This window comes from Streptomyces sp. NPDC001828 (genome assembly GCF_042892175.1).
Lineage (GTDB): Bacteria > Actinomycetota > Actinomycetes > Streptomycetales > Streptomycetaceae > Streptomyces.
Map to the genome: position 1 here is coordinate 24,725 of NZ_JBIATV010000020.1, position 13,636 is coordinate 38,360.

Here is a 13,636-nt window from a genome sequence, read left to right on the forward strand (position 1 = left end):
ACTGCGCGAGAAGCGAGCACGGTCCGCAGCCGAGAACGGGTTTTGGGGGCGCGGGGAACTGCGCGACCAGCCACGCACGGTGGACGGACGAAAACGGGGTCAGGGGCGCGAGGAACTGCGCGACCAGCCACGCACGGTGGACGGACGAAAACGGGGTCAGGGGCGCGAGGAACTGCGCGATCAGGCACGCACGATCCGCAGGCGCACCGAGGCACCGACACAGCTAAGGGTAGGCTTACCTACGCATCCAGCCACGCACGTATGAAAGCGGACCTCGTCATGCCCCTCTCCCGCGCCCGAACGTCCCTGCCCACCCGCCGCGGCCTCCTGGCCATGGGCGGCGCGATCGGCGCCGGCGTCGCGCTGGCCGCCTGCGGTGGCGGCGGCGACAAGAAGAGCGGGGCGGACGGGACCGCGGGGGCCGGCACGTCCGGGCCCTGGTCGTTCAAGGACGACCGCGGACAGACCGCCCAGACCAAGGCCACGCCGAAGAACATCGTCGCCTACACCGGCACCGCGGCCGCCCTGTTCGACTACGGGATCCAGGTCAAGGGCGTCTTCGGGCCGACGAAGACCAAGGACGGCAAGGCCGATGTGCAGGCCGGCGACCTCGACATCAGCAAGGTCGAGATCCTCGGCAACACCTACGGCGAGTTCAGCGTCGAGAAGTACGCGGCCCTCCAGCCCGACGTCCTGATCACGGACATGTGGCAGAAGGACGTCCTCTGGTACGTGCCCGACAACAGCAAGGACAAGATCCTCAAGCTGGCGCCGAGCGTGGCGCTCTGGGCGTCCGACCAGAGCATGCCCGCGGCCCTCCAGCGCCGGGCCGACCTCGCCAAGTCCCTCGGCGCGGACCTGAACGCGAAGGGGGTCACCGACGCGAAGGCCGCCTTCGAGAAGGCCTCCGCCCGGCTGCGCGCCGCGGCCAAGGCCAACCCCGGGATCCGGGTGCTGCTCGGCTCGGCGAGCCCCGACCTGTTCTACGTGTCCGAGGCCAAGCGGAGCTGCGACACCCGCTACTTCCAGGAGCTGGGCGTCCAGTTCGTCACCCCGAAGGTCGACTCGCAGGGCTTCTTCGAGTCGCTCAGCTGGGAGAACGTCGGCAAGTACCCGGCCGACCTCATCCTCATGGACAACCGCACCGGCACCCTGCAGCCCGCCGACCTCGGCGGCAAGCCGACCTGGGGGCAGCTGCCCGCCGTCAAGGCGAACCAGGTCGTGCCCCGCCTGACCGAGCCCATCTACTCCTACGCCCGCGTCGCCCCCATCGTCGACGCGCTCGCCCAGGCCATCGAGAAGGCCAAGAAGGTCGCCTGACACACCGGTGCCGGGACCCCTTCGCGGGCCCCGGCACCGGCTTCGGACCTACGGGCTCACACCCACGGCACCACCGGCGAGCGGTAGAAGTTGATGCCGAGCGCGGTCATGCGCGGGCCCTGCTGGGCGAGCCGCACCTTGTAGGCCGCCCAGTCGTGCGTGGACGCCGGCGACCAGCCGATCTCGGCGATCCCCTGGAGCCTCGGGAACGCCATGTACTCGATCTGCGCGCTGTTGCTGAGCGTCTCCGACCAGATCGGGGCCTCCACCCCGAGCACGGCGTCGGCGGGCACGCCCTTGACGAAGGTGTCCGGGTCCCAGGAGTAGGACTTGTCGACCTCGACGTAGCCGGCCCAGTTGGTGCCGAGCGGGGACTTCGCGTCGTACTTCATGTCGAGGTAGGCGCGGTTCGCCGGCGACATCACGAGCCGGGTGCCGGCCTGGGCCGCGGCCGCGACCTCCGGCTCGTTGCCGAGCGTGCCCCAGTACTGGGCGACGGCGCCTTCCACCGGGGTGGCGTCGGTGATCTGGTGCCAGGCCATCACGGTCTTGCCGTACTCGCCGACGACCGGCTGCGCCTTGTCCATGAAGGTGGCGTAGTCCTCCTTCGAGGTGGACTGCGCCTCGTCGCCGCCGATGTGGACGTACCGCCCCGGCGTCAGGGCGGCGACCTCGCGCACCACGTCGTCGAAGAGCTTGTACGTCACGTCCTTGGGCACGCACAGCGAGCTGAACCCGACGCTGGTGCCCGTGTACAGCGGGGGCGCGACGCCGTCGCAGTTGAGCTCCGCGTACGAGGCCAGGGCCGCGTTGACGTGTCCCGGTGTGTCGATCTCGGGCACGACCTCCATGTAGCGCGAGGAGGCGTAGGCGACGATCGCCTGGTAATCGGCCTTGGTGTAGTAGCCGCCCTTGCCGCCGCCGACCTGGGTCTGGCCGCCGTAGGTGGCGAGCCTCGGCCAGGAGTCGATGGCGATGCGCCAGCCCTGGTCGTCGCTGAGGTGCAGATGCAGCTCGTTGATCTTGTAGAGGGCCAGCTGGTCGACGTACCGCTTGACCTGGTCGACGGTGAAGAAGTGCCGCGAGACGTCGATCATCGCGCCCCGGTAGGCATAGCGCGGGGAGTCGGTGATCGTGCCGCCCGCGATCTGCCAGGGGCCGGTCTGCCTGGTCTTCTTCTCCACGTTCGCCGGCAGCAGCTGCCGCAGGGTCTGTACGCCGTGGAAGAGCCCGGCCGGTTCGTTGGCGGCGATGGTGACCGAGCCGCCGGCCGAGGTGAGCCGGTAGCCCTCGTCGCCGAGGCCGTCGTCGTGGGCGCCGAGCAGCAGTCTGATGCCGTCGTTGCCCGCCGCGCCGGTGACCGGCAGGGCGTAACCGGTGGAGGGGCGGAGCACGCCCGCCAGGTAGTCGCCGATGCGCTGGGCCTCGGCGGAGCCCTTGGCCACCCTGATCCTGGTGCCGGAGGCGATCGTGTACGGGGTGCCGCCGGGCGATACGGAGGCGGGGGCGGGCACGATCTGGCCGAGCGGGCGGGGGGTGCCCGCCGCTGCCGGGGCCGCCGACGCTCCGACACTGGCGAGCCCGGCGCCCGCCACCAGGACCAGCGAACCGAGGAGCCGGGCGAATGTCCTGCGCTGACCATGTCTCACAAGCGGTTCCCTTCCAAGGGGTCGCGCAACTGTGGGGGCTGAGCAACCGAGCACTTACATGGGACCCGCGGACCCAGCCGGGGTCAAGACGGCGGCCGGTGCGGCGGTGCGACTCAACGTAGGCCGATCATGACCCCGGGGCGTGATGGAACAATCCGTTCATGGCGGAAATCATCCAGAAGGACGGCACCTGGGCGTTCGACGGCGACACGCTGCGGATCGTGCCGGGCAGCGACAAGTCGGTCGGCCTGCTCCGCAGGACGCTGGGCGAGATAGCGGTGCCGCTGCGGGCGGTGGCGGGCATCGCGTACGAGGCGGGGCGCAGGACCGGGCGGCTCAGGCTGCGGCTGCGGGACGGGGCCGACCCCCTGCTCCAGGTCACCGGCGGCAAGCTGCCGGACGCCTCGGACCCGTACCTCCTGGCCGTGGAGACCCGGACCGCCGGGGTGGCCGAATACATGGTCGACGAGGTACGCAACGCGCTGCTGCTCGACGAGGTGCCGGACGGGCCGGTCGACGGCTACCTCCTGCCCGGGCCCGCGCTGCCGATGACCGTGGGCGCGGGGGACGGCACGGTCACCTTCGACGGCCGTACGGTCCGCCTTGAGTGGACCTGGCACACCGACGACAAGAAGACCGCGGCCGGACCGGTCTCGCTGCCCCTGGAAGACCTGACCGGGGTGGTCTGGCAGCCGGCCCGTGGCCTGAGCGACGGCTATCTGCGCTTCGTCACCACGCCGCACGCCCCACGCCTCGACCCGGCCCACGATCCGCTGGCGGTGGAGCTGAACGGCTTCAAGAAGGACCCGTTGATGGCGCTGCTCGCCTCGGCCGTGGTCGCCCGCCTCCCGCATCCGCACGCCCCCCGGCGCGAGCTCACCGCCGCGGCACCCATGGCCCTGGAAGCGGCACCCCCGGCCCCGGCGGCGGAGGACCACGACGCGCTGCTCCGCCGGCTGCGGGAGCTCGGCGAACTGCACCGGAGCGGCGTCCTGACGGACGAGGAGTTCTCGGCGGCCAAACAGGCGGTCCTGAAGCGGCTGTGAGCAGCGGCGGAAACCGGGGCCGGACCTCGCCCGAAACTCCACCCCGACCCCCGCCCTGGTCCAGACCAGCGGCGCGATCATGAGAATCCTGCCCGGAATCGGGCAGGATTCTTGCGTACGGTCCCGTCAGACCGCAATATCGACGGGTGCTCGAACGCCGCAACCCGTCGTCCCACGACGACCTCGTAGATCATCTGGTGCGCAGCACCGCGCTCCAGCGCGGTGAGGCCGCTCGGGTGGTGCTCGAGGTGCTGGCGTACTTCGACGAGACGTGCGAGGAGTTCGTCCGGCGGCGCCACCGTGAACTGCAGTCCGGTGGGGCCGTCAACGCGGAGATCTTCGAGCGGATCGCGGCCGAGCTGCCGCACCGGGCCGTGGCGCCACCGGAGCTCTCGCTCCGGCAGCTGCGCCGCATCGTCTACGGCTGAGCACGGCTGGACACGGCTGGGGCCTGACGGCTGGGCACGGCCGGGCGGCACACAGGAACTTTTGTACGTCGATGGAGGGGCAGAGACTCTATGTGCGGAATCGTCGGTTATATCGGTAAGCGTGATGTGGCCCCGCTGCTGCTGGAAGGCCTGCAGCGGCTGGAGTACCGGGGTTACGACTCCGCGGGCGTCGTCGTCAACAGCCCCAAGTCCGGGGCCCTGAAGATGGTCAAGGCCAAGGGCCGCGTCCGCGACCTGGAGGCCCGCGTCCCCAAGCGCTTCGCCGGCACCACGGGCATCGCCCACACCCGCTGGGCCACCCACGGCGCCCCCTCCGACGTGAACTCGCACCCGCACCTCGACCCCGAGAACAAGGTCGCCGTCGTCCACAACGGCATCGTCGACAACGCCGCCGACCTGCGCAACAAGCTGGAGGCCGAGGGCGTCGTCTTCGCCTCCGAGACCGACACCGAGGTCATCACCCACCTGATCGCCCGCTCCGCCGCCGACTCCCTGGAGGAGAAGGTCCGTGAGGCCCTCAAGGTCATCGAGGGCACCTACGGCATCGCCGTGATGCACGCCGACTTCGCCGACCGCATCGTGGTCGCCCGCAACGGCTCCCCGGTCATCCTCGGCATTGGCGAGAAGGAGATGCTCGTCGCCTCCGACGTCGCCGCCCTGATCGCCCACACCCGCCAGGTCGTCACCCTCAACGACGGCGAGATGGCGACCCTGAAGGCCGACGACTTCCGGACGTACACGACCTCGGGCACGCAGACCAACGCCACTCCCGAGACCGTCGAGTGGGAGGCCGCCTCCTTCGACATGGGCGGCCACGACACGTACATGCACAAGGAGATGAGCGAGCAGGCCGAGGCCGTCGACCGCGTCCTGCGCGGCCGCATCGACGACCGGTTCTCGACCGTTCACCTCGGTGGCCTGAACCTCGACGCCCGCGAGGCGCGCGGGGTGCGCCGCATCAAGATCCTCGGCTGCGGCACCAGTTACCACGCGGGCCTGATCGGCGCCGGCCTCATCGAGGAGCTGGCCCGCATCCCCGCGGACGCCGAGCCGGCCTCCGAGTTCCGCTACCGCAACCCGGTCGTGGACCCCGACACCCTGTACATCGCGGTCTCCCAGTCCGGTGAGACGTACGACGTGCTCGCGGCCGTGCAGGAGCTCAAGCGCAAGGGCGCCCGCGTCCTCGGCGTGGTGAACGTCGTCGGCTCGGCCATCGCCCGCGAGGCGGACGGCGGCACCTACGTGCACGCCGGCCCCGAGGTCTGCGTCGTCTCCACCAAGTGCTTCACCAACACGGTCGTCGCCTTCGCGCTGCTCGCCCTGCACCTCGGCCGGATCCGCGACCTGTCGGTCGCCGACGGCAAGCGGATCATCGAGGGCCTGCGCAAGCTGCCGGCGCAGATCGAGGAGATCCTGGCCATGGAGCCGGAGATCGAGAAGCTGGCCCAGGAGTACGCGGGCGCCCAGTCGATGATGTTCATCGGGCGGGTACGCGGCTACCCGGTCGCCCTCGAGGCCTCCCTGAAGCTCAAGGAGATCTCCTACATCCACGCCGAGGCCTACCCCGCCTCCGAGCTGAAGCACGGCCCGCTCGCGCTGATCGAGCCCGCGCTCCCGACGGTCGCGATCGTCCCCGACGACGACCTCCTGGAGAAGAACCGCGCCGCCCTCGAGGAGATCAAGGCCCGCAGCGGCCGCATCCTCGCGGTGGCGCACCAGAACCAGGAGAAGGCCGACCACACCATCGTCGTGCCGAAGAACGAGGACGAGCTGGACCCGATCCTCATGGGCATCCCGCTCCAACTCTTCGCGTACCACACGGCGTTGGCGATGGGCCGCGACATCGACAAGCCGCGCAACCTGGCCAAGTCGGTCACGGTCGAGTAGTCCGCACCGGCCATGCGCGGGCATCCCGCGCACCCCGGGCACACGAAAGGCGACCCCCGTCCCATCGACGGGGGTCGCCCTTGTGGGTGCCGGTGCTGCCCAGGCACCGGCCGCGGCTGCCGATCAGCCGGTGGCCGTCACCCCCCGGCCGGCAGCGCGTCGGGGCAGGGCGGTCGGCCACTTGGCGAGCGCGGCCGTCGCCCCGTACCAGGCCACGGCGCCGGCGACCACGGCCACCCAGCCGGCCACCTTGCCGAGCGAGGAACTGGTGACGAACTGGCCCACGGCAAGCAGCACCAGGGCCAGGCACAGCAGTCCGTAGGTGCCCTGCCGCAGGAGCCCGGCACCGGCCGAGCCCGCCGCCAGGCTGAGCGCCAGGAGCGCGAAGAGGACCAGGAAGAGACCGGCCGCGTTGGCCGAGAACTTGGTGTCCGCGCCGACGGCCCAGGTGAACCAGAAGGCGCCGAGGCCGCCGAAGGCGGTGCCGGTGAACGCGTCCTGATCGCGGAAGGCGAGGACGCCGAGGACGAACAGGCCGATGCCGCCGACGTAGGTGGCGATCGAGACCGAGTCGGCCACCGTCACACCGTCGATCACGCGGGTGTTGCCGATGCCGAAGGCCAGCAGGGTGAGGCCGAGTGCGAGGTGACCGAGCGTGGAGGTGGTGCTTCCCGCGGGAACTTCGTTGTCCACGACGGGCTCCCTTCATGTGCGCTTGTGCTGCTTCCCAGCGACACTTATCTACCCTTCACAAGGGCACAATCCACTACCTACGCACGGGTAGATTCCCCATCGCGGCAAGGGAGTTGACGAGGGGTCAGGCAAACCCCGGCCAGGTCACGACCGGGACAACGCCCGATTACGGGATGACGACGACGGGCCGCTGCGCCCGGCGCGCGAGGCGCCCGGCGACCGAGCCGAAGATCCGCCCGACGAGGCCGTGCGTGGAGCCCACGACGATGGCGTCCGCCGCGTATTCGCGTCCGACTTCTTCCAGTTCGTGGCAGATGTCGCCGCCGCGCTCCACCAGGATCCAGGGGACCTCGGCGAGGTAGTCGGCACAGGCGAGTTCGAGCCCGAGGACCTCGGTGCGGTGGTCGGGCACGTCCACGAAGACCGGCGGCTCGCAGCCGGCCCACACCGTGGTGGGGAGCCGGTTGGCCACGTGGACGATGATCAGTCCCGAGCCGGAGCGCTTGGCCATGCCGATGGCGTAGGCGAGGGCCCGCTCACTGGACGTCGAGCCGTCGAAGCCGACGACGACGCCGTGACGGAATGCGGGATCGCAGGAATGACGTGGTTCTGTCGCCGCTTGGAGGTCCGACGTGGGGTCGGCTACCTGCTTGCGGTCCGCGGGTTCGGAGAATTCGTGACCGGCCATGGGTGTCTCGGCGAAAGAGGTCCTCAGTCGAGGGACAGCGGGGACTGGTGAGCAGCAACAACGAGTCGGCGGCGGAGGCGTGTCCGGGAATCATCTTCCCAACCCCATACCCCCAAGGGTACGGCGACACTCCTCTCCTGCCCAGAGCCGCCGAACCTACTCGGCGTTCCCCGGAGCATGCACGAGCCCGCCCCGGATGGCAATGCCCGGTGTGTCCTACAGCAGTCGTCCGACGATCCGTCCCGGCCGCCGCACCGATGATCTTCCAGTGACCGGAGCGACCGCTTCCGCGTTAGGCACGCGATCACCCCGACCCCGATCAGGAAGCACCTCCCGTGCCCCCTCCCCCGGTCGCCCACCCTTCCGCTCCCGCCGCGCCGTCCGGCACCCGCCGCCGGTCGCCGTCCGCGGCCGAAACCGTACGTACCAACCGGTCCGTGAACGCCGAACCACTCTGGTCGGCGACCGCCCGGCCCCCCGCCGACCCGGCCGGCGACCTCGTGCGGTGGGCTGCGTTCAGCTGTGTCCTCGTGCCCGTGGTCCTCGTCGTGTACGGGTCCTCGTTCGCCGGGGCGACGGGCTCCGCGCTCGGCCTCATGGCCGTGACGACGGTGTGCCGTCTGCTCCTTCGGCAGTCCGAGCGGGCGGCCGCCGAAGAACGCGCGCGGCGGTCGTTCCCGACGCACGCGCGAGGCGGCCCGGGCAGCCCGGGCGGGCATCGCGGTGGGCGGCACGGCGGGGGATGTACACCCGGAGGGTGATCCGTTCGCACACCTGGACCCGTAGGTTTTCGGCCAACTTCCCCCGGTGGCGGATTCCTTGGGTAAATGGCCTGCCAACCCCCTTGCCACCAGGGGAGAAAGGACCAATGCGGCCTCTGGCACCATACGGGTACGGGCCATCCCTATGAGGCGCACTTCCCCTACGGGGCCCACGAGTGAAACGCTTCGTGATCGAAAGCTTCGCGCCAAGTTGCCTTGTCGACATAGCGCTGGGTGCCGGACTTGTCACGCCGGCGCCACGGGACGCAGTAGATTCGATCATGCGTATCGAAGGCTGGGGACTCGTGCAAAACCGAGGGGAAAAGTGCAGGAGCGACAGGCCCGACAAGAACGGGGAGCCGCGAACACCGAGGGGGGCTTAGCGCCATGAGCCAGGACTCCGCTGCCGCATCACCGGAGACCGCAAGGAAGCTGGCCGGCCGCCGACGCCGGGAAGTCGTCGCCGTACTGCTGTTCAGTGGCGGCCCCATCTTCGAAAGTTCCATTCCGCTCTCCGTTTTCGGAATCGACCGACAGGACGCGGGAGTTCCGCGTTACAGACTGCTGGTGTGTGCCGGTGAGGAAGGACCCCTGCGGACCACAGGGGGACTCGAACTCACCGCGCCCTACGGTCTGGAAGCCATCAGCAGGGCGGGAACGGTGGTGGTGCCCGCGTGGCGTTCCATCACCTCGCCGCCCCCCCGCGGCCGCGCTCGACGCGCTGCGCCGCGCACACGAGGAAGGGGCAAGGATCGTCGGGCTGTGCACCGGCGCGTTCGTGCTCGCCGCGGCCGGTCTGCTGGACGGCCGCCCGGCGACGACGCACTGGATGTACGCGCCGACACTGGCCAAACGGTATCCATCCGTACACGTGGACCCGAGGGAGCTCTTCGTCGACGACGGAGACGTCCTCACCTCGGCCGGAACCGCGGCCGGAATCGATCTCTGTCTGCACATCGTGCGGACGGACCACGGCAGCGAGGCGGCCGGTGCGCTGGCCCGCCGACTGGTCGTGCCGCCGCGTCGCAGCGGCGGGCAGGAGCGCTATCTCGACCGGTCTTTACCGGAGGAGATCGGCTCCGACCCGCTGGCCGAGGTCGTCGCCTGGGCGCTGGAGCACCTCCACGAGCAGTTCGACGTGGAGACCCTGGCCGCGCGGGCGTACATGAGCCGCCGTACCTTCGACCGTCGTTTCCGCTCGCTGACCGGGTCGGCCCCCCTCCAGTGGCTGATCACCCAGCGGGTCCTGCAGGCCCAGCGCCTGCTGGAGACGTCCGACTACTCCGTGGACGAGGTGGCGGGCCGCTGCGGCTTCCGCTCCCCGGTCGCGCTGCGCGGGCACTTCCGCCGCCAGCTCGGCTCGTCCCCGGCGTCCTACCGCGCGGCCTACCGGGCCCGTCGTCCGCAGCCGGAGCCCAGTGCGGGTCCCGTCGCGGTGCCGATGCCCGCTCCGGTTCCGGAGACCGTTCCCTCCCAGGCGCTCCCCCAGGCCCGGCGGACGGCGGCCGCGAGTGTGGTGGGGCCGTCCGCGACCTCCCACACCGGACCGGAGCCGGGGAAGTCCAGCTCCGATCTGTACGCCTCCGGGTACTCCGGTAGCCGTGCGAGTCTGCCCGGCCAGCGGAGCGCCCCGTAGGGTAAGGCGCATGAACGACCGCATGGTGTGGATCGACTGCGAGATGACCGGGCTCTCGCTGGCGGACGACGCACTCATCGAGGTGGCCGCACTGGTCACCGACTCGGAGCTGAACGTACTCGGTGAAGGGGTGGACATCGTGATCCGTCCCCCGGACGCCGCGCTGGAGACCATGCCGGAGGTGGTGCGCACCATGCACACCGCCTCCGGGCTCCTCGACGAGCTGGCCGGCGGCACCACGCTGGCCGACGCCGAGGAGCAGGTCCTCGCGTACGTACGTGAACACGTCAAGGAGCCGGGCAAGGCGCCGCTGTGCGGGAACTCGGTCGGTACCGACCGGGGCTTCCTCCTGCGGGACATGCCGAGCCTGGAGTCCTACCTCCACTACCGGATCGTGGACGTCTCCTCCGTGAAGGAGCTCGCCCGGCGCTGGTATCCGAGGGCGTACTTCAACAGCCCGGACAAGAACGGCAACCACCGCGCGCTGGCGGACATCCGTGAATCCATCGCGGAGCTCCGCTACTACCGCGAGGCGGTCTTCGTCCCGCAACCGGGCCCGGACTCGGACACCGCGAAGACCATCGCGGCGAAGTACGTCCTGCCTGCGGAGTAACGCTCCACAGGGGGGCCGGGAGGGTGCCTCGAAACATGTGCGCGAGCACCCTCCCGGACCCTGTACACTTTTTCTCGGCCGGTAGGGAAGCCCCCAGGGACTTCTCAAGACCACAACAGTCCGGTCATGCATGGTGGGTATAGCTCAGCTGGTAGAGCACCTGGTTGTGGTCCAGGATGTCGCGGGTTCGAGTCCCGTTACTCACCCTGATGGAAGAAGGCCCGGGCCGCGAAAGCGGTTCGGGCCTTCTTCGTGTACAGGCCCTGTTCGCGCGCCCCGCGTACGGGCCTACGAAGAGGCCCGCACCACCAGTTCCGTCGGCAGCACCAGGCTCGGCCGGGTCGGTTCGGTGGCGGATATCTCGGTCAGGAGCAGCTCGGCCATCGCGCGGCCCATCTCCTCGATGGGCTGGCGGACGCTGGTCAGGGGCGGGTCCATGTGCCGGGCTATCGACGAGTCGTCGAAGCCGATCAGGGCGGTGTCCTCGGGGATGCGGCGGCCGTGGTCGCGCAGCACCTGGCGGGCGCCGGAGGCCATCACGTCGGAGGCGGCGAAGACCGCGTCCAGTTCCGGGGCGCGGGCCAGGAGCTCGGTCATCGCGCGGCGGCCGCCCTCCTCGGTGAAGTCGGCGTGGGCGGCCAGTTCGCCGAGGCCGGCCGCCGCGAGGGCGGCCCGGTAGCCGTCCAGGCGCCTTCGGGCCCCGTACACGTCCAGTGGCCCGGTGATCGTCGCTATGGTGCGCCGGCCACGGGCCAGGAGATGGGCGACGGCGGCGCGGGCGCCCTCGAAGTTGTCGGAGTCGACCGAGGCGAGCGGCTCGTCCTCGGAGCGCCGGCCGCTGATGACCACGGGGATGCCGAGCTGTTCGAGCAGCTCGGGCAGCGGGTCGTCGGCGTGCACGGAGACGAGCAGGACGCCGTCGACGCGGTGCGAGGCCAGGTACTGGGCGAGCCTGCGCCGCTCCCGGTCGCCGCCGACCAGGGTTAGCAGGAGCTGCATCTCGGTGTCGGCGAGGGCGGCGCCCACTCCGCGCACGATGTCGGAGAAGTACGGCTCGGCGAAGAAGCGGGCCTCGGGCTCGGGGACGACCAGGGCGATGGCGTCCGTGCGGTTGGCGGCGAGCGCGCGGGCCGCCCTGTTGGGCACGTAGCCGAGTTCGGCCACGGCGGCCTCGACGGCGGCGCGGGTCTCCTCGCTGACCCGGGGCGAGCCGTTGATCACCCGGGACACCGTGCCCCGGCCGACTCCGGCCCTCGCGGCCACCTCTTCGAGGGTGGGCCGCCCCGCGCTCCGGCCCCTGACCGTGCGAGCTGCTGTCACGTCTGCCTCCCCAACTCGCGCAACTGACCGTGAAAGTAACAGCCCCCGCCGGACGGAGAACGGCATCCCCTGTCGTTGCGCGGTCCCTTGACAGTCCAACAGGGAGCCGCGAACCTTCAACACATCACAGCTGGGAGCGCTCCCACAGTAGTAGGTCCTTACACCTTCCGCATCCCTTCCGCCCGCGCCGACCCGCCTCAACTGGCTTGGCCCGGACGACAGTTGGAGGAAGCAATGCGCACGCGTACACGTATGTCCAGGCGGCTGGCGGCCCTCGCGGCCGTGGCCGCGCTCGGTACCGGGCTGCTCGCCGGCTGCGCCGACGACGGGAAGTCCCCGGCGGCCGACGGCTCGTCGGCGGGAGGCGGCGGGGGCGGCGGGAAGACCACCCTCACCGTCGGCGTCTTCGGCGCCTTCGGCCTGAAGGAGGCCGGGCTCTACGACGCGTACATGAAGCTCCACCCGGACATCGAGATCAAGCAGACCTCGATCGAGCGGAACGAGAACTACTATCCGCAGCTCCTGACCCACCTCGGCTCCGGCAGCGGGCTCGCCGACATCCAGGCCGTGGAGGTCGGCAACATCGCCGAGGTCACCGCGACGCAGAGCGGCAAGCTGGAGGACCTGTCCAAGGCGTCCGGCGTGAACAAGGACGACTTCCTGCCGTGGAAGTGGGCGGAGGCCACCGCCAAGGACGGCAAGACGGTGGCGCTGGGCACGGACACCGGGCCGACCGGCATCTGCTACCGCAAGGACCTGTTCGCCAAGGCCGGCTTGCCGACCGACCGGGACGCGGTCGGCAAGCTGTGGGCGGGCGACTGGAACAAGTACCTGGAGGCGGGGCGCCAGTACAAGGCGAAGGCCCCCTCGGGCACCGCCTTCGTGGACTCCGCCTCCGGCGTGCTGAACTCGATCACCGGGTCCAGCGCCACCCGCTACTACGACGCCGACGGCAAGGTCGTCTACAAGACCAACCCCGCCGTGAAGCAGGCCTGGGACACCGCGGCCGCGTTCGCGACCGGCGGCCTGACCGCCAAGCTCCAGCAGTTCCAGCCGACTTGGGACCAGGGCTTCGCCAACGCCACCTTCGCCACCGTCTCCTGCCCGGCCTGGATGCTCGGCTACATCCAGGACAAGGCGGGCGCCGCGGGCAAGGACCAGTGGGACGTGGCCGCCGCCCCCAAGCCCTCCAACTGGGGCGGCTCCTTCCTCGCCGTGCCGTCGGCCGGCAAGCACAAGGCGGAGGCCGCCAAGCTCGCCGCCTGGCTGACCGCGCCCGCCCAGCAGGCCGTCCTGTTCGAGAAGCGCGGCAGCTTCCCGAGCGCCAAGGCGGCGTACGGGCTGCCCGCGGTCGCCGGCGCCAAGCACGCCTACTTCGCGAACGCGCCCATCGGCCAGATCTTCGCCAAGGCCGCCGAGGGCACTCCGGTGCAGTTCCTCGGGCCGAAGGACCAGATCATCCAGCAGAACCTCTCCGACATCGGCATGCTCCAGGTCGAGCAGAAGGGCAAGTCCCCGCAGCAGGGCTGGGACGCCGCGGTGAAGGCGATCGACAACGCCCTGGACCAGTGACG

At 70.5% G+C, this 13,636-nt stretch carries 11 protein-coding genes, 1 tRNA gene and 1 pseudogene; 9 read left to right on the top strand and 4 right to left on the bottom strand.

Going from position 1 to position 13,636, the window contains the following annotated elements; all coding sequences use genetic code 11:
• Positions 1–333 precede the first annotated feature (333 nt).
• Entirely contained in the window at positions 334–1,320 is a 987-nt protein-coding gene (locus ACFYZA_RS37675) for an ABC transporter substrate-binding protein (protein WP_388494873.1), read from the top strand.
• Positions 1,321–1,376: 56 nt separating this feature from the next.
• On the opposite strand, the gene ACFYZA_RS37680 is transcribed toward ACFYZA_RS37675, so the two are convergent.
• Positions 1,377–2,969 carry a beta-N-acetylhexosaminidase gene (locus tag ACFYZA_RS37680; protein ID WP_388494846.1) on the bottom strand — a complete coding sequence of 531 codons (1,593 nt, stop codon included), beginning with the start codon at positions 2,967–2,969 and terminating at the stop codon, positions 1,377–1,379.
• A gap of 161 nt (positions 2,970–3,130) precedes the next feature.
• Between ACFYZA_RS37680 and ACFYZA_RS37685 the strand changes: the two genes are divergently transcribed.
• The 3 genes from ACFYZA_RS37685 (at position 3,131) to glmS (ending at position 6,351) form a co-directional block, all read left to right on the top strand.
• Positions 3,131–4,015 carry a DUF4429 domain-containing protein gene (locus ACFYZA_RS37685; RefSeq protein WP_388494847.1) on the top strand — a complete coding sequence of 295 codons (885 nt, stop codon included), beginning with the start codon at positions 3,131–3,133 and terminating at the stop codon, positions 4,013–4,015.
• 146 nt (positions 4,016–4,161) lie between these two features.
• Positions 4,162–4,443: a hypothetical protein gene (locus tag ACFYZA_RS37690; RefSeq protein WP_053723696.1), complete on the top strand. Its 282-nt coding sequence runs from the start codon at positions 4,162–4,164 to the stop codon at positions 4,441–4,443.
• A 90-nt stretch (positions 4,444–4,533) separates the two neighbouring features.
• Positions 4,534–6,351 carry a glutamine--fructose-6-phosphate transaminase (isomerizing) gene (glmS, locus tag ACFYZA_RS37695; RefSeq protein WP_382598094.1) on the top strand — a complete coding sequence of 606 codons (1,818 nt, stop codon included), beginning with the start codon at positions 4,534–4,536 and terminating at the stop codon, positions 6,349–6,351.
• A gap of 123 nt (positions 6,352–6,474) precedes the next feature.
• On the opposite strand, the gene ACFYZA_RS37700 is transcribed toward glmS, so the two are convergent.
• Both ACFYZA_RS37700 and ACFYZA_RS37705 read right to left on the bottom strand, forming a co-directional pair.
• Entirely contained in the window at positions 6,475–7,044 is a 570-nt protein-coding gene (locus tag ACFYZA_RS37700; RefSeq protein ID WP_382598091.1) for an acetate uptake transporter, read from the bottom strand.
• A 166-nt stretch (positions 7,045–7,210) separates the two neighbouring features.
• The gene (locus tag ACFYZA_RS37705) at positions 7,211–7,732 is read right to left on the bottom strand and encodes a universal stress protein (protein WP_114036721.1); all 522 of its coding nucleotides are present in this window, start codon (positions 7,730–7,732) and stop codon (positions 7,211–7,213) included.
• Between the two features lie 437 nt (positions 7,733–8,169).
• Between ACFYZA_RS37705 and ACFYZA_RS37710 the strand changes: the two genes are divergently transcribed.
• The 4 genes and pseudogenes from ACFYZA_RS37710 (at position 8,170) to ACFYZA_RS37725 (ending at position 10,948) form a co-directional block, all read left to right on the top strand.
• Positions 8,170–8,493 carry a hypothetical protein gene (locus tag ACFYZA_RS37710; protein WP_382598088.1) on the top strand — a complete coding sequence of 108 codons (324 nt, stop codon included), beginning with the start codon at positions 8,170–8,172 and terminating at the stop codon, positions 8,491–8,493.
• A 387-nt stretch (positions 8,494–8,880) separates the two neighbouring features.
• Positions 8,881–10,129: pseudogene (locus ACFYZA_RS37715) on the top strand (helix-turn-helix domain-containing protein).
• A gap of 10 nt (positions 10,130–10,139) precedes the next feature.
• Positions 10,140–10,742: an oligoribonuclease gene (gene orn, locus ACFYZA_RS37720; protein ID WP_382598084.1), complete on the top strand. Its 603-nt coding sequence runs from the start codon at positions 10,140–10,142 to the stop codon at positions 10,740–10,742.
• A gap of 133 nt (positions 10,743–10,875) precedes the next feature.
• Positions 10,876–10,948, top strand: a tRNA-His gene (locus tag ACFYZA_RS37725).
• Between the two features lie 82 nt (positions 10,949–11,030).
• On the opposite strand, the gene ACFYZA_RS37730 is transcribed toward ACFYZA_RS37725, so the two are convergent.
• Positions 11,031–12,062, bottom strand: coding sequence for a LacI family DNA-binding transcriptional regulator (locus tag ACFYZA_RS37730; protein WP_382598082.1), 1,032 nt, complete (start codon positions 12,060–12,062; stop codon positions 11,031–11,033).
• Positions 12,063–12,314: 252 nt separating this feature from the next.
• Here ACFYZA_RS37730 and ACFYZA_RS37735 point away from each other — a divergent pair, with 252 nt between their 5' ends.
• Positions 12,315–13,634 carry an extracellular solute-binding protein gene (locus tag ACFYZA_RS37735; RefSeq protein ID WP_382598080.1) on the top strand — a complete coding sequence of 440 codons (1,320 nt, stop codon included), beginning with the start codon at positions 12,315–12,317 and terminating at the stop codon, positions 13,632–13,634.
• The last annotated feature ends 2 nt before the right edge of the window (positions 13,635–13,636 follow it).